22 protein-coding genes are annotated in these 24760 nt (G+C 60.5%); 9 read left to right on the top strand and 13 right to left on the bottom strand.

The genetic code is table 11. The features are described 5' to 3' along the window. The first annotated feature begins 55 nt into the window (after positions 1 to 55). From QML71_RS02940 to QML71_RS02920, 5 genes are all read left to right on the top strand, one after another. Positions 56 to 631: a sigma-70 family RNA polymerase sigma factor gene (locus QML71_RS02940; RefSeq protein WP_282010409.1), complete on the top strand. Its 576-nt coding sequence runs from the start codon at positions 56 to 58 to the stop codon at positions 629 to 631. 28 nt (positions 632 to 659) lie between these two features. Beyond that, positions 660 to 941: an anti-sigma factor family protein gene (locus tag QML71_RS02935; protein ID WP_282010408.1), complete on the top strand. Its 282-nt coding sequence runs from the start codon at positions 660 to 662 to the stop codon at positions 939 to 941. A 63-nt stretch (positions 942 to 1004) separates the two neighbouring features. Further along, entirely contained in the window at positions 1005 to 1979 is a 975-nt protein-coding gene (locus QML71_RS02930; protein ID WP_282010407.1) for a methyltransferase domain-containing protein, read from the top strand. Positions 1980 to 2188: 209 nt separating this feature from the next. Continuing rightward, positions 2189 to 3106 (top strand): hypothetical protein, encoded by a 918-nt coding sequence (locus QML71_RS02925; protein WP_282010406.1) that lies wholly within the window; start codon positions 2189 to 2191, stop codon positions 3104 to 3106. Between the two features lie 24 nt (positions 3107 to 3130). Beyond that, positions 3131 to 4180 (top strand): molybdopterin-dependent oxidoreductase, encoded by a 1050-nt coding sequence (locus QML71_RS02920; protein ID WP_282010405.1) that lies wholly within the window; start codon positions 3131 to 3133, stop codon positions 4178 to 4180. A gap of 35 nt (positions 4181 to 4215) precedes the next feature. On the opposite strand, the gene pgl is transcribed toward QML71_RS02920, so the two are convergent. The 3 genes from pgl to gnd form a co-directional block, all read right to left on the bottom strand. Then, positions 4216 to 4953, bottom strand: coding sequence for a 6-phosphogluconolactonase (pgl, locus tag QML71_RS02915; protein ID WP_282010404.1), 738 nt, complete (start codon positions 4951 to 4953; stop codon positions 4216 to 4218). Positions 4954 to 4961: 8 nt separating this feature from the next. After that, positions 4962 to 6494: a glucose-6-phosphate dehydrogenase gene (zwf, locus tag QML71_RS02910; protein ID WP_282010403.1), complete on the bottom strand. Its 1533-nt coding sequence runs from the start codon at positions 6492 to 6494 to the stop codon at positions 4962 to 4964. Between the two features lie 108 nt (positions 6495 to 6602). Continuing rightward, positions 6603 to 7499, bottom strand: a complete 897-nt coding sequence (gene gnd, locus QML71_RS02905; RefSeq protein ID WP_282010402.1) for a phosphogluconate dehydrogenase (NAD(+)-dependent, decarboxylating) — start codon at positions 7497 to 7499, stop codon at positions 6603 to 6605. A gap of 194 nt (positions 7500 to 7693) precedes the next feature. Between gnd and QML71_RS02900 the strand changes: the two genes are divergently transcribed. After that, positions 7694 to 8626 (top strand): hypothetical protein, encoded by a 933-nt coding sequence (locus QML71_RS02900; RefSeq protein ID WP_282010401.1) that lies wholly within the window; start codon positions 7694 to 7696, stop codon positions 8624 to 8626. A gap of 27 nt (positions 8627 to 8653) precedes the next feature. Here QML71_RS02900 and QML71_RS02895 read toward each other — a convergent pair whose 3' ends face one another. From QML71_RS02895 to QML71_RS02860, 8 genes are all read right to left on the bottom strand, one after another. Continuing rightward, positions 8654 to 9370, bottom strand: coding sequence for a TVP38/TMEM64 family protein (locus QML71_RS02895; protein WP_282010400.1), 717 nt, complete (start codon positions 9368 to 9370; stop codon positions 8654 to 8656). Positions 9371 to 9431: 61 nt separating this feature from the next. Then, on the bottom strand, positions 9432 to 10349 hold the full coding sequence (locus QML71_RS02890) for a DUF3179 domain-containing protein (RefSeq protein WP_282010399.1): 918 nt from the start codon (positions 10347 to 10349) through the stop codon (positions 9432 to 9434). A gap of 115 nt (positions 10350 to 10464) precedes the next feature. After that, positions 10465 to 11733, bottom strand: a complete 1269-nt coding sequence (locus tag QML71_RS02885; RefSeq protein ID WP_282010398.1) for a hypothetical protein — start codon at positions 11731 to 11733, stop codon at positions 10465 to 10467. 24 nt (positions 11734 to 11757) lie between these two features. Continuing rightward, positions 11758 to 13332: a tetratricopeptide repeat protein gene (locus QML71_RS02880; RefSeq protein WP_282010397.1), complete on the bottom strand. Its 1575-nt coding sequence runs from the start codon at positions 13330 to 13332 to the stop codon at positions 11758 to 11760. 112 nt (positions 13333 to 13444) lie between these two features. After that, complete coding sequence (locus QML71_RS02875; RefSeq protein ID WP_282010396.1) at positions 13445 to 14149, bottom strand: phosphate ABC transporter ATP-binding protein; 705 nt, start codon at positions 14147 to 14149, stop codon at positions 13445 to 13447. Beyond that, positions 14146 to 14994, bottom strand: coding sequence for a PstA family ABC transporter permease (locus tag QML71_RS02870; RefSeq protein ID WP_282010395.1), 849 nt, complete (start codon positions 14992 to 14994; stop codon positions 14146 to 14148). Before QML71_RS02870 ends, QML71_RS02875 begins: the two co-directional genes overlap by 4 nt. Continuing rightward, positions 14991 to 15881 carry a phosphate ABC transporter permease subunit PstC gene (gene pstC / locus QML71_RS02865; protein WP_282010394.1) on the bottom strand — a complete coding sequence of 297 codons (891 nt, stop codon included), beginning with the start codon at positions 15879 to 15881 and terminating at the stop codon, positions 14991 to 14993. Before pstC ends, QML71_RS02870 begins: the two co-directional genes overlap by 4 nt. 22 nt (positions 15882 to 15903) lie before the next feature. Further along, positions 15904 to 16776, bottom strand: a complete 873-nt coding sequence (locus QML71_RS02860) for a phosphate ABC transporter substrate-binding protein (RefSeq protein ID WP_282010393.1) — start codon at positions 16774 to 16776, stop codon at positions 15904 to 15906. A gap of 264 nt (positions 16777 to 17040) precedes the next feature. Here QML71_RS02860 and QML71_RS02855 point away from each other — a divergent pair, with 264 nt between their 5' ends. Next, on the top strand, positions 17041 to 17877 hold the full coding sequence (locus tag QML71_RS02855; RefSeq protein WP_282010392.1) for a class I SAM-dependent methyltransferase: 837 nt from the start codon (positions 17041 to 17043) through the stop codon (positions 17875 to 17877). Here the strand turns inward: QML71_RS02855 and QML71_RS02850 are convergent. Beyond that, positions 17856 to 19202 (bottom strand): hypothetical protein, encoded by a 1347-nt coding sequence (locus QML71_RS02850; RefSeq protein ID WP_282010391.1) that lies wholly within the window; start codon positions 19200 to 19202, stop codon positions 17856 to 17858. The genes QML71_RS02855 and QML71_RS02850 overlap by 22 nt on opposite strands. 172 nt (positions 19203 to 19374) lie before the next feature. Between QML71_RS02850 and QML71_RS02845 the strand changes: the two genes are divergently transcribed. After that, entirely contained in the window at positions 19375 to 19800 is a 426-nt protein-coding gene (locus QML71_RS02845; protein ID WP_282010390.1) for a tetratricopeptide repeat protein, read from the top strand. Further along, positions 19797 to 20786 (top strand): formylglycine-generating enzyme family protein, encoded by a 990-nt coding sequence (locus QML71_RS02840; RefSeq protein WP_282010389.1) that lies wholly within the window; start codon positions 19797 to 19799, stop codon positions 20784 to 20786. Before QML71_RS02845 ends, QML71_RS02840 begins: the two co-directional genes overlap by 4 nt. Before the next feature lie 286 nt (positions 20787 to 21072). Here the strand turns inward: QML71_RS02840 and QML71_RS02835 are convergent, their stop codons facing one another. After that, complete coding sequence (locus QML71_RS02835; protein ID WP_282010388.1) at positions 21073 to 24690, bottom strand: vitamin B12-dependent ribonucleotide reductase; 3618 nt, start codon at positions 24688 to 24690, stop codon at positions 21073 to 21075. Between the last annotated feature and the right edge of the window lie 70 nt (positions 24691 to 24760).

Below are 24760 nucleotides of genomic sequence, written 5' to 3'. Positions count from 1 at the left end.
GTATAGGGAATCGGGTTGATTGAAGTCAACATTCACCCTTTGCAACCGAGGTGGAGTGGATACCAAACCAAACATCGACAGCGAACAGTGGGTGGACCGCTACGGCGACACCATGTACCGGTTCACCCTCGTCCGCGTGAAAGATGCCATGGTGGCGCACGACATCGTGCAAACCACCCTGCTCGCCGCCCTGCAGGCGCAGCACACCTTCGCCGGAAAGTCCTCGGAAAAGAGCTGGCTGTTCGGCATTCTGAAACACAAGATCATGGACCATTTCCGCAGTCAGAAAAACCAGCGGACCTATGAACTGATGCCGGATGACGATGCCGATCCCTACGAAAACGCTTATAATGAAAATGGGCACTGGGTCTCGCCGCCACGCCGCTGGGAGATCGATCCGGAAAAAGCGGTGGAAAACACCCAACTTGCGGAGGCGCTCAACCAGTGCATGGACGGGCTGTCCGACAAGTTCCGCGATATCTTTGTCATGAAAGAAGTAGAGGGGATGTCCTCCGAGGATATCTGCAAGGAAATGGGTATAAAACCGACCAATCTGTGGGTCATTCTGCACCGGGCCCGCAATCAGTTGAAAAAATGCCTGGAAATCCAGCATGGGCGCCGCGGCGCCTGAATTCGCTATTTGTGAAATGGTACACTGAATGAACACCCTGACGCGTTGGTTGAAAATCCGCTGCCAAGACACCTCTTCCTTGATTTCGGAGAGGATGGACCACTCCCTGCCGCTGTCCAAACGGCTGCGCGTGGGCATGCACCTGGCAATGTGCAAGGCGTGCCGCATCTACGAGCAGCAGTTGCAGACGGTGCGGTCGCTGGCGCGCAAACTGGGACGGGAAGAAGATCCACTCGGTCCGAACGTCACCATGACGGAAGACTGCAAGGAGAGCATCAAGGCGGTTTTGAAAAAACATCAGGGTTCCTGATCACTCAATTGGGGACGGACCCAAAACGGTCGGTCCCGGCAACCACTTGGAAAGGATGAGGGCATGAACGAAAGGCGATCGGAAATGGAAACGGAGACGACGATTTCCCGCGGCGACGTGCAGGAGTTTTACTCCAAGGCGGCAGCGGCCACGCAGGAAAACCTGTGCTGCCCGGTCAAGTATGAACCCGGCGACCTGTCCCACATTCCTGAGGAAGTGCTGGAAATTTCCTACGGCTGCGGCAGCCCTGTCAGCCGCGCCAACATTGAACCCGGCGAAACCATGGTGGACCTCGGTTGTGGCGGCGGCATCGACTGCTTCATCGCCGCCCGCGCGGTCGGCGCCCAAGGCCGCGTCATCGGCGTGGACATGACGGAAGCCATGCTGAACGTCGCCCGCACCCACGCCGACCGCGTCAGCGACAACCTCGGTTACCGCAACCTCGAATTCCACCACGGCTTTCTGGAATCCACGCCGGTGGAAGACGCCTCCGCCGATGTGGTCACCTCCAACTGCGTGGTCAACCTGTCGCCCAAAAAGCAGGACGTGTTCAAGGAAATCAGCCGCATCCTGAAACCCGGCGGACGCTTCGTCATCGCCGACATCATTTCCGACCAGCCGGTGCCCGCCGCCATGCGCGACAACCGCGAGCTGTGGGGCGAGTGCGTCTCCGGCGCCTTGACCCTTGACGAGTTCCTCGACTATTCACGCCAGGCCGGGTTCTACGGATTCAACGTGACCAAGGATTATTTGTGGAAGGAAGTCGAGGGCATCCGGTTTTATTCGTACCTGCTCACCGCCTACAAACCGGCGGCCATCGAGGAGTCGTGCTGCAGCGGCAGCGTGCTCGCCATCTATGCCGGACCGTTCAACGAAGTCACCTGCGAGGGCGTCACCTTCCCGGTGGGGCGTGCGGTGGAGGTCAAGGAAGAGTTGGGTGAAGTGCTGGCGCAGGGTCCCTACCGCGGCCTGTTCAATATCATCGACCCGGAAACCGAACAGGTGGAAGACAACAGCGACGATTCCTGCTGCGGCTGATTGAATTTGGATGGACTGCCAAGCCACAAGGGCGAACGATGGTTCTCAAGCGCATTTCAAATACATCCTGTTGTTTCCGGGCTCAGCCCGGTTCCTTCTCCCCGGGTGGGAGAAGGTTAGGATGAGGGGGATTCATGCCCTTCCCTCCTTCTATTCATGCAAAGCCCGCATGCGCAAGGAACTGCGGGGCCTTTCTCTCTGGAGTGTTTATGTCGAACGTCTTTCGGCTCTTCGCGTTTGCAGGTCTCGCCCTGCTGGTTGGGGTGAGTTTCAACGCACCCGCTCATGCCGGAACCGCCGACTGGAAAACCTTCAAGCATCCCGGCGGAATTCAATTCAACTATCCCGGCGACTGGGTGTTGAAGGAAGACGAGGCCGGCATTTACGTGGTGCCGCAACCGATCACCCTAACGCCGCAGGGCATCCCGGAAGAGTTTCTGCTGTTCCAGAGCGTCGCCGCCGAGGGCATCACCAACCCGGCGGACCCGCGTGTGGCGCAGTTCTTCGAGCAGATCTGGTCCGCCAACTTTCCGGGCATGAAACGCACCGGCACTCCGCAGTCGTTCCAAACCAAACTCGGCGCGGCCACGGTGCTGGCCTTCGACGGCAAACCGGGCGCAGGCCCGGCGCAGCGCCACGTGGTGTTCCTCACCATCCACAAGGACCAGGGCATTTACATGATCCACCTCGCGCCGCAGAACAGCAACCGCAACCTCATTGGCACGGCGCGCCAGGTGTTCGCCAGCCTTGCCGCCACGCCACCGTCCATCGACTCCGATCTGCTGCGCAGTTGGTCGCGCAGTTCGACCGAGGGCAGCGTCGGCCTGGGTGCTTCGGTGTTTTCCAACTCCACCGTCACCTGGACGTTTCAGCCGGACGGCACCGTGCTGTATTCCTCGCAGACGCGCATCGACGGCAACACCACGGGACTCGGCGTGAACGCGCATTCGGAGGGCGGCCCCAATGTTTCGACCGGACGCTACTCCGCCGCCAAGGGTGAGTTGTTCATCACCTGGAACGGCGGCAACACGGAACGCTACCAGTACAAAGTCTTCCTCGACCACGAAGGCACGCCGTCGTTGAAGCTGGTGCCCTTCGGTGAAAAGAAGGCACAGTACTACCAATAACGCTCCCCAACCCCCGCCTGCCGTATGACACGCAACGCGTTTTTAAAATTCCTCATCGCGGCGGCCGGCCTGTGCCTGCTGGCTCCCGTGCGTGCGCTGGCCCGGCCGTGGCGGAGCGCTCATTCCTCAACGCGACGGGGTTCGGTTCTGCACGTGTCCGGCATGACGCCCGATATCGCCCGGCCCGACGGCGCCCTGTCCCCCATCACGCCCACAAAACAGTTTTATGTCGAAGACATCTCCGGCCCGCCGGACACGTTGCCGCGCGACGCCTCCGCCTGGACGCTGAACCTGACGGGTGACATCGCCCATCCTGAAACCCTGCGTTACGATGACATCCTGAAACACCCGGCGGTGACCCGCACCATCACCCTCAACTGTATCGGCAACCCCATCGGCGGCTACGCCATCGGCAATGCCGAATGGAGCGGCCTGCCTTTGAAGGAGTTGATAGACGCCGCCGATCCGGATTTTTTTGCGGACACGCTGGTGTTGAAAGGCGCCGACGGCTATCACGACAGCCTGCCTTTGAGCGCGGCCCGGCATCCCGGAGCGCTGCTGGTGCACAGCATGAACGGCGAGCCGTTGACGCGCGATCACGGGTTCCCCCTGCGCGTGCTGGTGCCCGGCTATTACGGCATCAAGCAGGTGAAGTGGTTGCAGGAAATCCAAATTCAAAACGGTCCGCATACCGGGTACTGGCAGGAACGCAACTGGACACAGAGCGGGCGCGTGAAAATCTTTTCGCGCATCGACCACCCTGAGCACGGCGAGTGGCTGGAGACGCGGCGCACCACGCTGCGCGGCATCGCCTTCGCCGGCGACCGTGGCATCCAGTACGTGCAGGTGTCGCTCGATGGCGAGAAAAGCTGGTCCCTGGCACAACTCGAAAAACCCCTGTCGCCGTACGCGTGGGTGTTCTGGTCGTTCCCCGTCACCTTCCCCCGCTCCGGACGGTACCGCCTCGCCGTGCGCGCGGCGGACCGGTTCAGCGGCGTGCAACGGGACGGCGCCCGCGACCCCTTTCCGTCCGGGACCTCCGGCATCCACCGCATCGACGTGAAAGTGCTATGAAATTTCTCAGATGAGGGACTGTATGCGTTCGCATTTCACAGGCGGGACGCGGCGGCTTCATCCACCCACCACTCCACCTGTTCGGCTTCCACGCACGCGGCGGGAAAACGTTGACGCCGTTCCGGATCGTTCTTCACCGCAGCCAGCGCATCGGCTTTGTCCAATCCCGTCACCAGAAACGACACGCACGCCGCATGGTTCAGCACCGGCAGGGTGAGCGTGATGCGCGGTTGCCCGCTGTCCGGATGATGCGCCACCGTGCACCAATCCCGGCATGCCAGCGTTTCGTTTTGCCCGGGAAACAGCGACGCGGTGTGTCCGTCCGTGCCCACCCCCAACAGAATCCAGTCGAAGCGTGGAACCTGCGACGCCGCAATGCCGAACGTCCGTCGCAGTTCTTCGGTGTAGCGGGCCGCCTCGCCGTACGGATCGTCTTCGCCACGCATGCAGTGCACGTTGCCGGTGGGAATGGGAACATGACGCAGCAACGCTTCGTGCACCATGTGGTAATTGCTGTCGGCGTGGCCGGGCGGAACGCAGCGTTCATCACCAAAGAAAACGTGCACGCCGGACCAATCGATTTCCTTTGCGTATTGCGGCAGCGCCAACCGTTCCAGCAGGCGGCGCGGTGTGGAACCACCCGGCAGGGCCACGCGAAACGGCGCGTTCAGGGAAGCTGCGGCCTGCACGCGGCGCACCCATTCCAGCGTCAACGCATCGGCGAGCTGCTCTGCGTCGGCGTGCACAAACAGTCTGGCTTCCGGTGATCGCATCGGCCCGGTCACAGTTCGCAGAACAGGCCGTCTTCGACCAGATTGCGGCAGGGATAATGCCAGTCCAAGCCCGGCTGGGTGAGTAAATGAGTGGCCTGGCGCGGTCCCCAGGTGCCTGCCGGATACCCGTAGATGGTTTCATCGGGGTTGTTCTGCCAGCGGTTGAGGATGGGATCGACAAAGCGCCAGCAGGACTCCACCGCATCGCCGCGCGCAAACAGAGTGGGATCGCCCTGAATGCAATCGAGCAGCAACCGCTCGTAGGCATCGGCCAGGCTGGTGTCGCCCAGGTCCGAATAATGAAAGTCCATGCTCACCTTTTCAACATGGAATCCCGTACCGGGACGCTTCATGCCGAAGTTGAGCAGGATGCCTTCGTCCGGCTGGATGCGGATGATCAATTGGTTGGGCACGGCCTGTTCGTCTTTCTTATGCTGGAACAGGATGTGCGGCGTGCGTTTGAAATGGATCACCACCTCGGTCACCCGCGTCGGCAGGCGCTTGCCGGTGCGGATGTAAAACGGCACGCCCCCCCAGCGCCAGTTTTCGATGAACACCTTCATGGCCGCAAACGTTTCGGTGCGCGAGAACGGATCGACGTGTTCCTCCTCGCGATAACCGGGGATGATCTGTCCGTTGATCTGCGATTTCGTGTACTGGCCACGCACGACATACTGATCCACCTCATCTTCGGCAATGGGCTTGAGCGACTGAAACACCTTCACCGTTTCGTTGCGCACGGAGAACGAATCGAACGACGGCGGCGGTTCCATGGCGATGATGCCCAGAATCTGCAACAGGTGGTTCTGCACCATGTCGCGCAGCGCACCGGAAGAATCGTAATAACGGCCGCGCGTGCCCACTCCCACCGTTTCCGACGCGGTGATCTCGACGTGATCGACGAAGTTGCGGTTCCACAACGGCTCGAAAATGCCGTTGGAAAAGCGGAACACCAGCAGGTTCTGCACCGTTTCCTTGCCGAGATAATGGTCGATGCGGTAGATCTGCGGCTCGCGGAACACCTTCGTCAATTTTTTGTTCAGCGCCTTGCCGGATTCGAGATCGTAACCGAACGGTTTTTCAACGATGATGCGTTTGTAGGCCTGGTCCTGTTTTTTTTCTTTCTGCAACCCCGCCGTGCCCAGGTTTTCAACGATGACTTCATACATGGACGGCGCGATGGACAGGTAATAAATGAAATTGCCGCCGGTCTTCAGGCTTTCGTCGAGTTTCTTGAGGCGCTTGCTGAGTTTTCCGTAATCGCGCGCTTCGCCCGGATCGATGGACAGATAGAACAGCAACTTGGCAAACTTGCGGAAATCGTCGGGATCGGGTTTTGCCTCCGCGTCTTCCACGCCTTCCGCCAGCGTTTTGCGAAACGACGCATCGGTCATTTTGGTGCGGCTGACGCCCAGCACGGCGAACTTTTCCGGCAGCAGGTCTTTTTCATACAGGCTGAACAGGGCCGGGACCAGCTTGCGCCGGGTCAGGTCGCCGGAAGCGCCGAAGATGACCAGAATGCAGTTGTCACGTTGAACCATAACACCTCGTCGAGGCAACATTGTGAATGGGAAATTGCAACACGCCGCCTTCCATTATAAAGCATAAAGCGGGAATCGCTGCCGTCACCCGTCTCCACCACCAATTCTTCATTTGTTTTTGACAGCGTGTCCGCCGAACTGGTTGCGCAACGCCGCCAGCAGGCGCATGGCGAACGAGTCCTTTTGCCGCGATTGAAACCGGGCGAACAGGCTGTGCGTGATGACCGGCGCCGGGGTGTCGAAATCGATCGCCGCCTGCACCGCCCAGCGTCCCTCACCGCTGTCTTCCACCCAGGGTTCCAACTGCGACAAGTCCGGATCTTCCTTGAGTGCCCGCGCCGCCAGTTCCAGCAACCACGATCGCACCACGCTGCCGTGCTGCCAGACATCGCTGACCGCGCGCAGGTCGATGTCGAACGGCGAGTTGTTCATGATGTCGAAGCCTTCGGCGTAGGCCTGCATCATGCCGTACTCGATGCCGTTGTGCACCATCTTGACGAAATGCCCGGCGCCGCTGGAGCCGGCGCGCAGGTAACCGTTTTCCGGAGCCAGCGTTTTGAAAACCGGTTCCAGGTAGCGGCACGGTTCTTCGTCGCCGCCGACCATGAGGCAATAACCCTCCTTCAATCCCCAGATGCCGCCGCTGGTGCCGCAGTCGATGAAATGCAAGCCGCGATCGTGCACCCGTTTGGCGGTCTTGCCCGTTTCGCGCCAGTTGGAATTGCCGCCATCGATGAGGATGTCATTCGGCCCCAACAATTCCAGCAGCGCCTCCACGGTTTCCAATACCGGGGGTCCGGCCGGGATCATGATCCACACCGCCTTGCGCTCCGGCAACCGCTGCACCAGTGCGTGGAGCGAGTCCGCCGCCTCGGCTCCCTGCCCCGCAGCGGCGGTCATGGCGTCTTGGGACCGGTCGTGCACCACCACTTCATGTCCGCCGGCGATCAACCGCTGCACCATGTTCGCCCCCATCTTCCCCAGCCCCACAAATCCAATCCTCATAACCACTCCTTTTGGCTCAAAATGGTCAAATGCCTGTCCGCATTCATTATACTCCCCCAAACCCCCGCCGCCGGAAAAGCAGGCTTTGAATTTTCCGTCAAAACAGAATACAATCTTTCCGGATTGGATCCGTATAAAGCGATTGCACTTCATTGCTGACGTGAGAGTTCAACACTTTCAAACGATGCGGCTTAATGGAAACTCCCAAAGCTTCCGGACCGATATTCACTGAGGATCGGCGCACCAACCTCTATTACCTGAACGAACTGTACGCCAACATCGCGCGCTACGTTTCGTCGATGATGCGCGACCAGTACCGCATCGACCTGCCCATCACCTCCGGCATCTGGGGCGGCACCTATCTCATCGCCCACCCCGACGGCACCTCGAAACGCCGCATCTGGCGCTATTACTGCATCGTCAACCTGGCGCCCCACAAGAGTCTCGACGACAAGGCGAACCTGGAAAGATTGATCGGCGTGTACTCGCACGCCATCAAGGAGGCGTTCCAGCCGGAGGGCCTCGATCTCGACATCAAGATGTGGGGCGGCCGCCTGCCGTACACCAACAAGGTCCGGCCCAACATCACCATGCACATGGAGGACGCCTCCGACACCGTGCGTTGGATACGCCCGATCATCGTGTGGAACACCGCCACCTGGGAACAGTCCATCATCTACGACACGCTGCGGCTCATCAAGGAGTTGAAGCAAAGTCTCGATTACAACACCGGGCCGACGCTCACCGACCCGCAACAGATCAAGTACCTGTTGCAGGACATCATCATCCTGTACAAAACGCTGGAGCAGGCGCACGCCGAAGACTTCGTCGAGCACGCCCACGCTCTCATTGCCGACATGACGCAGGCGTTCCTGCAGGGATTGTCGGAACCGGATGCGATCCGCGACTGGTACCAGAAGGTGTACGACCACATGGTGATTTACGGCTACGAACAGACCATGCAAGGTCCGTATCAACAGCACGGACTGGACGTGACCAAACCGGAACAATGGCCGACTGAAAAAATCAACTTCGTCCCCGATTCCCTTCAGGAAAAACTCATCCCTCCCATCCAGAACATCTTCGCCACCTTTCGCGAAAATCTGAACCACGCGCCGAAACGCTGAACTCCGGGCAGGCGGGGCAACACGCCGTCAGGAATCGTTGGCCGCTTCGGCCTCGGCCACCTCGGGCGGCAGGTTCTTTTTGCCTTGGAACCGTTTGTACAGAGTGGGGATGAGCGCGAACAGGCCCAGCAAAGCGAACGACCCGAGAACGCCCGGCGACGCGATGTCGCTCAGTTTATCGATGGAAGCAAGGTTGGCCCCGGCGTTGGCGTACACGAAGGAACCCGGCATGATGCCGAACATGGTGCCGAAAAAATACGTGCTCAAGCGCACACGTGTGAGGCCGGACACGAGGTTGATGAGGAAAAACGGGAACAACGGCACCAGTCTGAGAAACAGAATATAATTGAGGGCGTTGTTGGAAAAGCCTTCATTGAAGGGTTTGATACGGTCGCCGAATTTTTTCTCGACCCAGTCCTGCAACAGGAAACGCGCCACCAGGAAGGCCAGCGTCGCCCCGACGGTGGCGCCGATGTTGACGATGAGGGTTCCCGTCCACGCCCCGAACAACGCGCCGGCGGTCAGGGTGAGGATGGTCGCGCCCGGCAGGCTGAGCGCCACGGTCACGATGTAGACCGCGATGAAACCGAGAATCATCGCCCAGGTATTAGCCTTGTAAAACGCGTCCAGTTGATCGCGATGGGTTTTCAGGCTTTCCAGCGACAGGTAGCGTCCCAGATCGAAATAATAAAAGGCCGCAATCGCCAGAACGAACACCGCCAGCACTGTGATTTTTTTCTTCATGGCTCCCCTTTGCGCGACAGGCCGCACCGGATTCGAGAGAATGGATTCAGTATAACAAACATCAGGGCGAAGCGCTGAACACTGCGGTCTCCGGATGGAAGGCGTACCAGGCAAACCAGAACCCGACCACCGACGGCAGCTCGCGCCCGGCTTTATCTTCAATCACCGCCGTGCGCGAAGCGGCATCGAACACCACGCGGAGCGGACGTCCTTCAACAACATCCAGGACCGGCATCTCGACACGGCTCAACTCCGAAAACGGATACGCTTTGGCTTTTCCTTCAATCACAATGCCGATCACCTGTTCTTTCGGAGGGTAACGGGCACTGACGTGGGACACGCCGAACATCAGACGCTGGCTTTTGTAATACGCTTCATACGGATCGCGGTCGTAGTCGCGGGCGTAGCCGGTTTCCGTGGACAACAGCAGCGTGTCCGGATGTTTCGTTTTCCAGTGTCCCCAGGTGGTGTGCGTGGACGGCAACAAATCGAGCCGCGCACCGGTCATGGGACCGGCCACCGCTTCCTGCTGGATCTGCGACCACAGGCTTTCGGTCTGCCGGTCGTACAGCAACACATCGCTCTGGTAAAGCAGACCCGACACGCCGAACGTCAGGGTGCGTTGCGCCACATCGCGCGAGAACACCATGCCGGTGCCGCACAACGGACAAAAGGTGACGACCACATCGCGTCCGCTGATGCGATCGTTGACGATCTCGTGCCAGTTGAGGATTTTGATCGGGTAAGCTTTGGTCTTGCCCTCCACGACCAATCCCAGTACGCGATCGGAGTTCTCCAGGAACTGCGCGCCCTGCTGTTCCGCAAACACAAAACGCGGTTTGTCGATGGCGGGAATGCCGTCCTTCGGCGGTCCGCCACTTTCGATTTCATTCAGTGGCACACTGTGTTTTGAAAAATCCCAGGCAGTCAGCGCCAGCAGCCCAGCCAACAACAAAAAGTTTTTGGAAGACGTTCGCATACACACCACCCCCACTTGTTTGTCTTCGTGGGCTTGGTCGCAACCGGAGTGGATTCCTTACGGGATTCGGAAATGAGAGAACGCGGGGGCCGGCGGGTGACGCGGCGGATGAGATTCAGCAATCGTGTTTCTGCGACATCCCTTTCAGGCGGTTGTAGAAGACGTCCTGAATCTCGCCGCGGATTTTGGACGACTGGTATTCCACCATGCTGCCGCCTTTTTCAATGAAGCGGATCTGCCGGGTGACGCCGGTGCACAGGGGATTGGGTTTTTGCGCGAGGTTCACCTGGTTCTCAAGCAGCATCAACTCGCAGAACTCGATGCCCGCCTGGACGGTGTCGATGTATTTGGGATTGATCTTGAATCCTTTGGTCGCGGTCAAGTAATGACTGATTTCCAGCGCGTTCCGGAACTGGTTCTTCGCCTCCGCATACTCGCCATCCAGCACCGCCTGGATGGCGCGCATCATGGCGAATCCCTTGTTGCCGATGAACCCTTCCTGCGGCACGTCGGTGAAGTACCGGCGTTCGTATTCATCCATCAACGTCTGCGCACGGCGGCGCGAGGTTTTGGGCGACAACGTTTCGTTGTCGGCAAGCCCGGCATTGGCCGGGTTGATCTGCTCGGAGATGTAAAACCAGATGAGGGTCTTGAGCGCCAGGGGCCGCGACAGGATTTCACTCTTCAAGGCGCTTTCGATGTGTTTCAACCCGGTCAGGCGAAGGTCCTGCCCGCCCTGCAACAGGAAGTTGCCGAATCCGCCCAGCCGCGTGTTGCCGTAACGGTACACCCCCAGCCCGACGTGCGCATCGGCGTGATGCGGGGCGAGAACCAGCGCGTCTTCAAGGTGGTTGTCGGCGCGCAACCCGTCGATCAACGCCGATAGAATATGGCCTTCACCGTACTCCAGAAGCGCCACGTAGCCTTCCGCCACGCCCAGAAAAAAATACGCGTCGGCGCGGTCCGTCCGCGGCAGGTCCGGTTTGTCCAGAAGCGTGTGGGCGATGTCGATGGTTTTCTGCGAATTGCTCTGAAAGGCCCGGCGAATGCGTTCAATCTGGTAGTCTTCGGTGAACGACAGCGCATGCGTGAGTTCGGCATTCAACGCGGCGGAATAAAAATACAGCTTCATCAACTCAAGCTGCATCCGCGTCGTGGCCGGTCGCGCCTCCAGTTCACGGATGCGGCGTGCAAACCGTTCGAACCACGGTTCGTAATTGTAGTACAGGGTATCGACCACGGCCTTCTCCGCCATCTCGATGGCGGACATCGGTTTGGAATCGCCGGCGCGCCCAGGCACGGGCATGAGCGCTATACTCAGGCACAGCAGACCCACCGCGCTCCACAGTGACAGTTTCTTAATGTGAGGGTCGAAGTGGTTCATAGGGAATTCATGGTCCGGAGAGAATCATTCATGGGTGGCGTTCAGCAGCTGCTGGATTTTTTCGACGCGTTCGTGGTCTTTCAATTTGGCGTACAGTTTTTCGGCTTTCCTCAAATGCGCCGCCGCCGGCTCCTCCACGCCGAACACCTCGCGGTATAAATAACCCAGCAGATAATGCGCGTCGGGGAAATCCGGTTTGATGCGCAACACTTCGAGGAAGGCATCCCGCGCCGACTCGTGCTCGCCGCAGTCCATGCAGACCAGTCCCAGTGAAAACCGCACCTGCAGGGAATCCGGGGCAAGGAACACCCCCCGCTCGAACATATCCAGCGCCAAATCCAGCTGACCCTCCGAGCGGTAGGCGGTGCCGAGGTAGTAATACACATTGTAATTTTCGGGATCGATCTCCAGCGCCTTCTCCAGCACCGCAATCACCTCCCGGTGTTCGCCTCGCCGGAGGTACGCCGCACTCAGCGCGATGTAGGCATGCACGAAATCGGGCTTGATGCGGATGGACTGCTTGAACGCGCCGATGGCGCTGACGATGGTGTCCATGCCCTGCTCTTCCAGGCTGCCGTAAGCGATGCCCATGTTGTAATAGGCGTCGAGGAACTGCGGTTCAAAAGAGATCGCCATCTTGTACGCATCGACGGCGCGCTGGTACAATCCCAGCGTCTGCAAACGCAATCCTTCCTTCATCCATTCCTCGGCGGAGTCCTCCTCTTCCGGCGCTTCGTCGCGGGACTGGTTCAACTGTTGCGCCATGGACGCGCGCAGCAGGTCGCCCCGTTGCACATACAACCGTTCGGCCTCTTCCAGGTATTTTTTGCGGCGGTCCTTGTTGCGCAGCTTTTTGATATGGAGCGCCCCCAGCTCGAAATACGCGTCGGCGAACTTCGGCTGCACCCGCACCGCATTCTTGAACGCCGTGCGCGCCTCGGCATTGAGTCCGAACTCGACGAAGGCATGGCCGAGCATGTAGTACGCCTGCGCCTGGCAACGCACCTTTTCGCCTTCTTCCTTTTCGGCGAGGGTGTCGGGATCGATGTACCGCCCCAGGTTGTCGGAGGCATACGTCAGCCAGTGATCGGCGACGTTGAAATCCTGCACCCGGCCGACGCTGTCTTTCATCGCCGCAAAAGCCTTCTGTTCCTTGCCCATCAGCCAGCAGGCAATGGCCAGATCGTAATACACCTGCACCGCGTCGGGTTTCAGCTTGAGCGCCTTGCGGTAGTAATCGGCCTCCATCTTGTACTTGCCCATGCTGCCGCACACGTAACCCAGCATGTGGTACACCGGGTAGGCCTTCGGTTGCCTGTCCATGAGATCGGAGAACACACCGAGTGCCCCCAGATAATTGCCGCGCACGCAGTGCATCACCCCTTCCATAAAGTATTCGGGGTCTTCCCAGTCGTAGGGGAACAACTCCAGCACCGGCTCGGCCTTGCGGCGAATGGCCTTGTCCGTGCGGTGAAACCGCTCCACCTTCTCGAGCATGTCGGGATACTTTTTGAGCAGCTCCTCGCCCAGCGTGGACAGGGCTTCGTCTCCCGATGAAAACCGCAAATACGTTTTGCGTGCACTGCGTGATTTTTTCATAACCGTTGCGGGTCCGTGTTCATTTCCCGATTATAAAAGGAAGCGTCTGCCAATGAAAGCACAACGCCAAAAAGAAGCGGCAGGATGCCCCAATGCGGGAGATTTGAAAGGACTACAGCGGCTGGCCGTTGTCGGCGGTCACGGTGCCGTTTTCCACGCGCAGGATGCACCCGGCGGCGCGGCGGGCCTGCTCGACCTGGTGCGTCACCCACACCACGGTGTGCTCGGCCTGCAAGGACACGATCAATTCCTCGATGGCGCGGGACGATTTGGGATCGAGCGAGGCGGTGGGCTCGTCCAGCAACAGGATTTCGGGATCGACCGCCAGCGTGCGCGCGATGGCGAGGCGTTGCTGCTGGCCCTGCGACAAGGTCGGCGCCGGGTCGTTCAACCGGTCTTTCACTTCGTTCCACAGGAACGCTTTTTTGAGCGCCTGTTCGGCGCGATCGGGAAACTCGGCCTTGCAGCCGGGATAGTGATGCTGCATGCCGAACACGACATTGTGGTAAATGCTTTTCGGAAACACGCAGGGTTTCTGGAACAGCAAACCGACGCGGCGGCGCAGCGCATACACGTCCACCGCCTCACTGTAAATATCCCGGCCCAGCACCCGCACCTGTCCCTCGGCACGGAATCCGGGGATGCTGTCGTTCATGCGGCTGAAGGTGCGCAGCAGAGTCGATTTGCCGCTGCCGGACGCCCCCAGCAGCGCGCACACCGAATTGCGCGGAAACGCGCAATACACATCGCGCAGCACCACGCGCGCGCCGTAGCGCAGGGTGACCGCTTCCAGAGACAACACCGGGTAATCGCTCATCGTTGGGCCTCCATACTCAGGCGTGTGCGGATCACCAGCGCCAGCGCGATCAGAAACATCACCCCCATCAACAACACGAACGCCGCACCCCAGGCCTGCGCAACGGCTTCGGGATCGATCGCCTCCTGCGCCAGCACCAGGATGTGCGTCTGCAGGGTGGTGACCGGTTCGGCCAGCGACTGTGGCACCGTGACGCCGGAGAACACCGTGGCGGTGAACAGGATGGCCGCCGTCTCCCCCGCCGCGCGGGCCAGCCCCAGCAACGTCCCCGTCACCAGTCCATAAAAACTGTGCGGCAGGATGACGGACCGGATCAATTGGCCCGGCGTCAATCCCAACGCCAGCCCCGCCTCGCGGTAAGGCACGGGGATCGACTCCACCGCTTCCAGCAGGCTGACATGCAGCGTCGGCAAAATCATGACCGCCAGGATCAACGTCCCGGTCCACCACGACACACCGGTGTCGAGCAACACGCCGAACACGATGTAACCCATGAGGCCGAACAGAATCGTCGGCACGGCGTTGAGCGAATAAATGAGGCTGCGAACACTTTTTTTGAGGCGCGGCGAGCGCAGGAACTCGGTCTGGAACAACACCGATCCCAACGCCACCGGCAGGCACAGCAGGGCGGCGCCCGTCATCAACAGCGTCGTGCCCAGAATCTGGTACCGCACGCCGCCCGCGTGACCGAATCCGGAGGACGCCGTGGTCACAAACTCCCAGTCCAGTACCGGTGCGCCGCGCAGCCACACCGTCACCAGAATGAACGCCAGAATCAGGCAGCCCGTCGCCGCCAGCACGGCCAACAGCGCCACGCCCGTTTTTTCCAGACCGGCTCGATTCATGCGCGCACCCTCCGCAGCAAACGGTTGCCCGTCCACGACAGCAGCATCACCATGACGAACAAAATCAATCCCAGCCCGATGAGCGCATTCCATTGCAGGCCGAATCCCAACGACTCCGCCGCCTCGCGCCCGATCTTCGACGGGATGCTTTGCCCCGGCAGGAACAGGTTGTACCAGGGATCGGGAATGCGGTCGAGCCCGCCGATGACCAGCATGACAGCGATGGTCTCGCCCATGGCGCGTCCCATGCCCAGGAACACCGCCCCGGCAATGCCCGGCAACGCCTGCGGCAACACCGCGCGGAACACCGTCTCCCAGCGCGTCAATCCCAACCCCAGCGCCGTGTCGCGGTACTCGCCCGGCACCGCCTGCAAGGCGTCTTCGGAGAGCGTCATCACCGTCGGCAAGATCATCACCGCCAATAACAACCCCGCCGTGAACAGCGTGTTGCCGTCGATCAGGCCGAACACGTCGCGCACCCACACGGCGACCAGCGTGACGCCCATCAATCCATACACGATGCCCGGCACCCCCGCCAAGAGTTCCATCACAGCCTTCACGGCGAGGCGGCCCCGCGGCGGCAGAAATTCGGAGGTGAACACGGCGGCGCCCAACGCGAATGGCAAGACGATGACGAGGGCCAGCGCCGTCACCCACAACGTGCCCGCGATCATCGGCAGCGCGCCGTACACCTCACCGGGAAACCATTCGGTGCCGGTGAGGAAAGAGAAGCCCTGTTGTTGAAAGATGGGAAGGCTCTCCCAGAACAGGAAAGCAAATAGAATCGTCACCACGCTCACCGCCACCACAGCCATCGACCCGGTCAGCCAGAAGGCGGCCCCGTGGGTCGAAGTGAAGCGGGCCTGCGAGGCGTTGGCGTTTTTCATAAAATTCCCGGCAGCGTGGGTTTCAGTTGACCGGCAGCGCGCCGCTCACCGGGATGTAGCCCGACTCGGCGACGATGGCCTGTCCGTCCGGTCCCAAAAGGTATTCGATGAACGCCTTCACCGCACCGGTCGGTGCGCCTGCGGTGATGAGGTTCAGATCGCGGGCGATGGGGAACGCGCCGTTGCGTACGTTCTCCCGTGTCGGTTCGATGACGCGTCCCTCCATGCGGATGCCGATGCCGGAGACGTCCGCATTGAGCCACGCCAAAGACAGCATGCCGATGGCGGCGTCGCTCTGCGCGATCTTGGCCTGCTCCTCGTTGTTCGATCCCGTCACCAGACGCGCCCCCGGCGCCCGCGCCTTTTCATCGCCGAACACAAACTGCATGAACACGTGACGCGTGCCGCGGTGCGGTTCCTTGTCGATGACGACGATGCGGCGGTCGGGTCCGCCGACCTCTTGCCAGTTGGTGATGCGGCCGAGATAGATGTTGGCGATGTCCTCGCGGCGGAGCGACGTCACCCCGGCGCGGTAGATTTCGGAGGAGATCACGCAGGCGACGGCGTCGCGTCCCACCGCATGCGTCTGCAATCCGGCCGCGGCATACCGCTGCATCTCATCCGGCGTGATGGCGCGCGACGCCAGGCCGATGTCGAGCCGTCCGGAACCGGTTCCGTGGATGCCGACGCCGCTGCCGCCGGCATTGACGGTGATGCGGATGTCCGGATACAGTTTGTGGAAACGTTCGGCGGCCACGGTGACGATGGGCAGGACGGTGGTCGAGCCCCCGGCCTGAATGACGGTGGTTTCCTCTGCCGCAGTGGCACCGGGCATCCCTGCCCACACCAGGACCGCCAGCGCCATCACAATGGAATGGGCAATTTTTACAGGCATTCGAATACGAGTTCCTCGTCGCATGGCCTCCTCCCCCTCTAACTATATCGATATATTCATATATTTAAATATATGAGGCAACCGAATTTTTGGTCGCGGGGACCCGGGATGCCTTACAACATTTTCAGCAGGCGGCTTTTTAAAACAGCATGGGCGAAGAATCCATGTTTGGAGGCATGGATCGTTCCACGCAGGTGGTTTGCAAAACAGGGGTTTCCGATTATGATTGAGGGTCATCAATATGAATTTTTCAACAGGACGTTTGTGACCCAGCCGACACCGCTGTTTGCCCCCGACTCGGAATTTCTGACCACCGACACCCGCGCCACGCGCTGGGCCATTCCTTATCATTACGAATGCCTCAATGCCCGCGTCGAGGTGTTGATCGACCGCAACCGCGATGCCATCACCGAAGGCCGCATTCTGGACGTGGCCTCGCACATCGGCACCTTCTCCTACGCCGCCCTGCAACGGGGCGCGGCGTTCGTGCACGGCGTCGATACCGAAGCCGATACCATCCGCCGCGCACACAACCTGTTCGCCAACCACAACGTCGCGGAAATTCGCTACCAGTTCGAGGCGCGGGACGTGTTCGAATTGCTCGAAGCCTGCGGCGACAACGCGTTCGACACCATCTTCTGTTTCGGCATGCTGTATTACACGGCGGAACCGTACCGCCTGCTCGCCCTGATGCAGCGCGCCGCACGCCGGTGCATTGTGCTCGACACCTTCACCGCCGCTTACGCTGCGTTGCAGGGCAAGGACGCGCTGACCATCCACCCACACGTGACCGACGACACGCTGGAGTTGCCCATCCTGTTCACCACCCTCACGCAGTCGGCGAAAAAGGATTACACACTGCCCGAATCGTTCCCGCACAAGGACCGCAACCTGAGTCTCACCACGTTTCCCAGCCGCACGCTGCTCGAAATCTGGTTTCAATCGCTGGGGCTCCAGGCCACGGCGCTGGACTGGTCGGCGTACATCGAAAAACCCTGTCACTGGCGCGATCTGTGGACGCCGGAGCAGAAGAAGGTGTCGCACTGGGCGGACGTGTATGCCGCCGGGGTGCGCGTCGCTTACCGGCTGGATGTGGCGTGAGCAGGTTCTTCGGCGGTTGAAGTGGCGGGGGGTGGCGCGGTGGAGGGAGTGCGGTAAATGAAATGCGCCTGCAACGCCAGCTTGCCGTGCAGCGTCACCATGAGCCAGCGTTTCAAGCCTTCCTGCGCCACGGTGAAGGCGAAGTCGCGGAACAGGATGCCCGGATGCCCGCGGCGGAACGCTTTGTAGATGAGCGTCGAGTATTTCACCGCCGTGCCCACTTTATATTTGCGCACGAGGTTGAAGATCTGGCTCTCCAACACCCAGTCGGTGGTGTCTTTCATGCGCAGGAGGTGCGACAGGCGCATGTCGAGCAGTTTGCTGAGCACCGCCTGATCCTGCAACTGCACGATCTGTTCGGCGAAGCGGGACAGCGCGATCAACAGATCGTACGGTCGCGCTTCCCACAGCGGATCGTTGGATTGCGGGTGGTGATGCCGCGCGATGTCCGCCACCAGTTGCCGATAGACGGCACGGGTCTCGGTCCAGTTCAAGGGCCGGGTGTGGAACAGGATCTGTTTGCGCGAGGCGCGCACCAACTCTTTCACGCCGGCGGGCAACGCCGTTTCCGCCACCGGCTCCGGTTCCGGCAGGTCGTCGAGGTCTTTCAGCACGTCTTCATCCGGTGCGTCGTGATGCGGGTCGCGGTCCTGATACACGTTGATGGACAATTCCCCCACCGTCAGGTACCAACGCAACAGCAGCACGCGGAACACGATGTCGTACATAAAATAAAACGCCATCTTCGCCGACCAGAACGTGAGGTCCAAGAAGCGCACCACGGCGACCGCCCAGCGTGAAATGAAAAACAGTTTGAACCGGCGGGCGGCGCGCCCCACGTTCGATGCGTCCCAATCGGTTTTCTTGCGCCAGGCGCGCAGGAAAAATCGCAGATGCCGCAACCGGAACTGCGTCAGCGGACGCACACCCGGCATGCGGACCAGGGCGTCCGCCTGATCGCGGATGGCGAGGAAGGCGTTGAGCAGGCGGCCCAGCCGGGCCTCGCGCAGGGGATGTTTCGATTGGGGATGATACGGCGCGGCCACGGCTTCCATCAGAGCGCGGGTGTGGTCCCACACCTTGAGTTCGGATTCGTCCAGCACCCAGCGCGCGCGCAAGGCGTCGCAACGCGCGAGCACCGCAGCCAGCGCATTCTTCTCCGCCGTATCGGCACTCTGGTCAAAGCGTTCGCGCAGGCGTTTGAGTCGCGACAGGTTCAGCCAGCCGATGCGGGCGACGCCGTAGCCTTTCAACGTCAGCCCCGCCAGCAATGCCAGAAGCAGGCCGGCGCCGATCACGCCCCAAGCTGTTGCCCCTTCCCACATAAAACCTCCGCGTCCGGCCCGCTTCGCATACCGCTGTAAATCGGGCGGATGCGACCGGCGGGTGTGGCGGTTGCCACCGGACAATGCTATGATGAAGCCATCTTTCGGTGTCGAAACCGGGTGCGGCGGGCCCCCCGGTTTCGGAATGATTTCTTCTTTAAAGGATACCGCAATGCGGACCGTTCGACGGGTTTTCCAACTTTCAGGGTTGCTCCTGCTGCTTGCGATTCTACCCCAATGCACCGACAAAAAAAGCAACGAATACGTGAAGGACGGGTTGGAGTACATCGAGGCGCAGGATTTCGGGCAGGCGGAGCGTTCGTTCAAGCAGGCCCTGGAAAAAAATCCCAAGAATGCGGAAGCCCATTACAACCTGGGTGGCGTTTACAATTACCAGGGCCGCTACGAGGACGCCGAAAAATCGTTTCAACTGGCGCTGCGCTACGACCCGGCGCACATGGACGCGCATTACAGCCTGGGCTACACGTACGAGCAGATGGGCAACGTGGACAAGGCCCACAGGGAATTCACCACTTACAAGCGACTGAAGAAACGGTACGACAAATTTCTCCAGGACGAACAGGCAAAACAACGTTGAAGCGGATCCTCTCCGGGTTTCTGATCATGGCCCTGCTGGGCGGGTGTGCGTCCGCCGACCTGCAACCGGCCCGTTCCAAACGCACGAAGAAACCGCATACCACCCCCGTCCTGCCCGCTGACACCAAACAGCCCGTGCTGAACACATCCCCCGAAACCGTGGAACTCCCGGCGCCGAAACCGGAACCCGTCATGAAAAGTGTGGATCAGTTGCAACCGGCGCCGAGGCTGCAGGGCAAACTGCTGCGTCCGACCCGGCTCAACCGCCGCGATGGCTCCATCATGGTGCACGTTCCCGGCGGCGAGTACCTGGTACCGCTCAACCCGCCCGGCCAGCACCGCCTGACCGATAACTCGCGCGGCCTCACCAAAAAAATTCTGCCGGACTTTTACCTCGATCTCACCGAAGTGACGGTGGCGCAGTTCAAACAGTTCCGTACCGATTACGATGAAACGCCGCACACCGGCGGCGTGGATTGCCCGCGTTGTCCGGCGATGGGCATTGACTGGGCCAGCGCGCATGATTACTGCTGGTGGGCGGAAAAACGGTTGCCGACGGAGGAAGAATGGGAAGCCGCCGCACGCGGTCCCACGCAACGCCTGGTGCCGTGGAACGGTGAGTTGAGTCCGAAACGCGCCAACCTGTTGGGAGAAGGAGACGGCTTCGTCGGCCCCGCGCCGGTGGGATCGTTCCCGCTCGGCAGCAGCCCGCTGGGAATGCTCGATCTGATTGGCAATGTGTGGGAATGGGTGGCGACGCCGGTGCCGTCGGCTCCGTCAACGGTTGCGGCTTTGAAAAATCCGGAAAGCCTGCAAACGCCCGCCACCTCGGCGCAGGCCTACCTGTTGAAAGGCGGAAGCTGGAGCAGTCCGGAACTGCTCGGCTCCATCTCCATCCGCAATCCGGTGAACGGAGCCGTCACCAACGCCACCTTCGGTTTCCGCTGTGCGCGCTCGGCGCACGAATTTTCCACCCCTCGACCTTAATCAGAAACAGCGACGCGTCTGGCTCTCGCAAGAAGAATAGATCACTAACCCCACCCCAACCCTCCCCTTGGTAAGGGGAGGGGGTGATCGAGGCTTTGTCCATTGCCGCAGGCCACGCCCGTTGTCATTCTGAGCGTCAGCAAAGAATCTATGTTTTGCTTGTTAAGGACCGCATCAAAATGTGCGTGATAAAAAAGAGAAAGGCCGGAGCCCTCACCCTGGCAGGGTGGATGAGAACTCCGGCCTTACGCAATACGGTGACCCGGGGCGTTTTGGCGGGCGAGGATTAGGAACACCCCGAAGTGGCACCGCAGGAAATGCACTTCAAACAAGTCCCGTTGCGAACCAGCGTCAACTGACCGCATTCGCCGCAGGGATCGCCTTCATAGCCTTTCATCTTGGCAATGGCGGCGGAGTTTTTCGATTCTTTGCTGAGTTTCAACACCATCGTCCCCAACTCTTTCGTCGAGGTCTCGGCGGGGGGTTTGCTGTGACCGTTGCCGCCGTTGCCGTGGGATGCCGGTTCCGCATCGCCCAGGTCTTCCTCCGGACGCGGCTCCTTGTCCCTGGACTCGACCGGTTTGAAGGCCTCGCCGCCCTCCTCCTGCTCCGGCGAGACTTCCACTTCCTTTTGCAGGGCGTCGGCGCGCAGGTCTTCCGGCGTCACGTGCGCCAGGTCGTAGCGGTCGAGGTAACTGATCGCCAGTTCGCGGAAGATGTAGTCGATGGTGGACGTGGCCATGGTGATCTTGTCGTTGCCATTGACCATGCCGTTGGGCTCGAAGCGGGTGAAGACGAAGGCATCGACGAATTCTTCCAGCGGCACACCATGCTGGAGACCGAGGGAGATGGCGATGGCGAAGCAGTTCATCAGGCTGCGGTAGGCCGCGCCTTCCTTGTGCATGTCGATGAAGATCTCGCCCAGCGTGCCGTCGTCGTACTGACCGGTGCGCAGATACACCTTGTGACCGCCGACCACCGCTTTCTGCGTGTAGCCCGCGCGGCGGAAGGGCAATGACTTGCGTTTTTTCTGCTGCTCGATGTACACGTTCGTCAACTTCTCCGCCACCTTGACCGTATCGCGTTCGGTCTCGTCTTCGAGGTCGGCCAAGTTGAACTCCGAGGCGACGACGCTGTTGAGCGGCTGGCTCAGTTTCGATCCGTCGCGATAGACGGCGGTGCCTTTGACCATCAGTTTCCAGGACAGCATGTGCGCCTTGTCCACGTCTTCGATGGTGGAGCTGTTGGGCATGTTGATGGTCTTGGAAATGGCGCCGGAGATGAACGGTTGCGCCGCCGCCATTTTGCGGATGTGCGCTTCGTGACGGATGTAACGCTTGCCGTACTTGCCGCAGCGGTTGGCGCAGTCGAACACCGGGTAGTGCTCTTCTTTCAGGAACGGCGCGCCTTCAACGGTCATGGTGCCGCAGATGTGATCGTTCGCCTTCTGGATCTGTTCCTCGGTGAAGCCGATGTGCTTGAGCAGGTTGAAGTCGAGCGCGTCCAGTTGATCGCCGTCGATGCCCAGCACCTCGGTGCAGAAGTTTTCGCCCAGCACGTATTTGTTGAAGGCGAAGGTCACGTCGAACACGCGCGGCAGTTCTTTTTCGACCGACTGCAGCACGTAATCGGTGAAGCCTTTGCCCTTCAACGCTTCGTAGTTGATGTAGGGCGCGCCTTTCAGGCTGGCGGCGCCGACGCAGTGATCGACGATGGCCTGAATCTGTTCCTGCGGATAACCGAGGTTCTTGAGCGCCAGCGGCACGGCGCGGTTGATGATCTTGAAGTAGCCGCCGCCCGCCAGTTTCTTGTATTTGACCAGCGCGTAATCCGGCTCGATGCCGGTGGTGTCGCAGTCCATGACCAGGCCGATGGTGCCGGTGGGCGCGATGCAGGTGGTCTGCGCGTTGCGGTAGCCGTGCTTCTGCCCCAGATCCAACGCCTGATCCCACGCGTCGAGCGCCGCTTCATGCAGATAGACCGGACAGTGTTTGGGATCGATGCCCTGCGGGAAGATGGTGAGGCCTTCGTACTCGCGGGGTTCGGCGTTGCGGGCGGCGCGCTGGTGGTTGCGCATGACGCGCAGCATGTCTTCGGCATTTTCCGCATGACGCGGGAACGGGCCGACCTCGCCTGCGATCTCCGCCGACATGGCGTACGAGACGCCGGTCATGATGGCGGTGATGGCGCCGGTGATGGCCTGCGCCTGCTTCGAATCGTAAGGGATGCCGGACACCATCAACAACGTGCCGAGGTTGGCGTAACCCAGACCCAGCGTGCGGTACTCATAACTTTTCTGCGCGATGGCCTTGTTCGGGAACTGCGCCATGGTGACGGAAATTTCGAGCGTCAGCGTCCACAGGCGGCAGGCGGCGATGAACTTTTCGACATCGAACTGCCCCGTCTCCGCGTCGTGGAACTTCATCAGGTTGATCGACGCCAGGTTGCACGCCGTGTCGTCGAGAAACATGTATTCCGAGCACGGGTTGGAGGCGTTGATGCGGCCGCCCTGCGGGCAGGTGTGCCACTCGTTGACCGTGGTGTCGAACTGCACGCCGGGGTCCGCCGAGGCCCAGGTCGATTCGTTGATCATGCGCCACAGGTCGCGCGCTTTCAGCGTTTTGGTGACCCGCTTGGCGGTGCGGGCGTTCAGGTTCCAGTCGCCGTCGCGCTCCACCGCGTACAGGAAGTCGTTGTTCAGGCGCACCGAGTTGTTCGAGTTCTGGCCGGAGACGGTCTGGTAGGCTTCCGACGTCCAGTTGGTGTCGTACTCCTCAAACTCCGTGTCCTGCACGCCCTGCTCGGCCAGTTGAATGACGCGGTAGATGTAGTTCTGCGGCACGAACCCGGCCAGCGCTTCGCGCACGGCCTTCTTGAGTTTCTTGTTCTGTTTGATGTCGAAGCGGGTGCTGTCCTGGTCCCAGTCCCAGCAGGCGTCGAGCACGGCTTTCAGATGCTTGCGGCACAGCTTGCTGCCCGCCGCCAGAGCCGCCACCTTGCGCTCTTCTTTCACTTTCCACTGGATGTATTCCTCGATGTCCGGATGGTCGATGTCGAGGGTGACCATCTTCGCCGCACGGCGCGTGGTGCCGCCGGACTTGATGGCGCCCGCAGCGCGGTCGCCGATCTTCAAAAAGCTCATCAGGCCGGAAGACTGACCGCCGCCGGACAAGGATTCGCCGCCGCCGCGCAGTTTGGAAAAATTGGTGCCGGTGCCGGAACCGTATTTGAACAGACGCGCTTCCTGCTGCCACAGGTCCATGATGCCGCCTTCGTTGACGAGGTCGTCTTCGATCGACAAAATGAAACAGGCGTGCGGTTGCGGACGTTCGTAGGCGCTCGGCGATTTCTCGGTCTGGCCGGTTTCTTCATTGAAGAAGTAATGGCCCTGCGGCGGGCCCTCGATGCCGTAGGCCCAGTTGAGGCCGGTGTTGAACCACTGCGGCGAATTGGGCGCGCCGCTCTGCCGTGCCAGCATGCAGCACATCTCGTCGTAATAATTGAGCGCCGCTTCCTCCGTGCCGAAATAACCGCGCTTCCAGCCCCAGTAGGTCCAGCAGCCCACCAGCCGATGGACCACCTGCCGCGCATCGGTTTCGCGTCCGAAGCGCTTGTCCTCCGGCAAATTCGCCATCGCTTCGTGATCCGGCTCGGAAGGACACAGCCATTCGGGGACATCGTGTTCGTAGCGTTTTTTGGTGATCGCCGGGATGCCGGCCTTGCGGAAGTATTTTTGCGCGATGATGTCCGCGGCCACCTGCGACCACGAGTCCGGAACCATAACCCCCGTTATTTCAGAGACTACTGACCCATTTGCGTTGGTGATCTTGGAGGATCGCTCAACAAAATTCAGACCTTCATAGGGGTCTTTGCGGCTCTTTGTGAAAACGCGGGGTATATCCATGGTTGACCTCTCTCCTCTAAAACCCTCGGAAAGGTCGCTAACTTTCCGAGGATCATTTCTTTAATCAACC

Source organism: Nitrospina watsonii (assembly GCF_946900835.1).
GTDB lineage: Bacteria > Nitrospinota > Nitrospinia > Nitrospinales > Nitrospinaceae > Nitrospina > Nitrospina watsonii.
This window is presented reverse-complemented; position numbering and strand designations above follow the sequence as displayed.

Coding starts and splice junctions, on each gene's coding strand:
- QML71_RS02935 (WP_282010408.1), top strand. CDS start 660: ATGAACACCCTGACGCGTTGGTTGAAAATCCGCTGCCAAGACACCTCT.
- QML71_RS02890 (WP_282010399.1), bottom strand. CDS start 10,349: ATGCGAACGTCTTCCAAAAACTTTTTGTTGTTGGCTGGGCTGCTGGCG.
- QML71_RS02925 (WP_282010406.1), top strand. CDS start 2,189: ATGTCGAACGTCTTTCGGCTCTTCGCGTTTGCAGGTCTCGCCCTGCTG.
- gnd (WP_282010402.1), bottom strand. CDS start 7,499: ATGAGGATTGGATTTGTGGGGCTGGGGAAGATGGGGGCGAACATGGTG.
- zwf (WP_282010403.1), bottom strand. CDS start 6,494: ATGGTTCAACGTGACAACTGCATTCTGGTCATCTTCGGCGCTTCCGGC.
- pgl (WP_282010404.1), bottom strand. CDS start 4,953: ATGCGATCACCGGAAGCCAGACTGTTTGTGCACGCCGACGCAGAGCAG.
- QML71_RS02875 (WP_282010396.1), bottom strand. CDS start 14,149: ATGAGCGATTACCCGGTGTTGTCTCTGGAAGCGGTCACCCTGCGCTAC.
- QML71_RS02835 (WP_282010388.1), bottom strand. CDS start 24,690: ATGGATATACCCCGCGTTTTCACAAAGAGCCGCAAAGACCCCTATGAA.
- pstC (WP_282010394.1), bottom strand. CDS start 15,881: ATGAAAAACGCCAACGCCTCGCAGGCCCGCTTCACTTCGACCCACGGG.
- QML71_RS02900 (WP_282010401.1), top strand. CDS start 7,694: ATGGAAACTCCCAAAGCTTCCGGACCGATATTCACTGAGGATCGGCGC.
- QML71_RS02885 (WP_282010398.1), bottom strand. CDS start 11,733: ATGAACCACTTCGACCCTCACATTAAGAAACTGTCACTGTGGAGCGCG.
- QML71_RS02870 (WP_282010395.1), bottom strand. CDS start 14,994: ATGAATCGAGCCGGTCTGGAAAAAACGGGCGTGGCGCTGTTGGCCGTG.
- QML71_RS02895 (WP_282010400.1), bottom strand. CDS start 9,370: ATGAAGAAAAAAATCACAGTGCTGGCGGTGTTCGTTCTGGCGATTGCG.
- QML71_RS02880 (WP_282010397.1), bottom strand. CDS start 13,332: ATGAAAAAATCACGCAGTGCACGCAAAACGTATTTGCGGTTTTCATCG.
- QML71_RS02845 (WP_282010390.1), top strand. CDS start 19,375: ATGCGGACCGTTCGACGGGTTTTCCAACTTTCAGGGTTGCTCCTGCTG.
- QML71_RS02930 (WP_282010407.1), top strand. CDS start 1,005: ATGAACGAAAGGCGATCGGAAATGGAAACGGAGACGACGATTTCCCGC.
- QML71_RS02920 (WP_282010405.1), top strand. CDS start 3,131: ATGACACGCAACGCGTTTTTAAAATTCCTCATCGCGGCGGCCGGCCTG.
- QML71_RS02850 (WP_282010391.1), bottom strand. CDS start 19,202: ATGTGGGAAGGGGCAACAGCTTGGGGCGTGATCGGCGCCGGCCTGCTT.
- QML71_RS02860 (WP_282010393.1), bottom strand. CDS start 16,776: ATGCCTGTAAAAATTGCCCATTCCATTGTGATGGCGCTGGCGGTCCTG.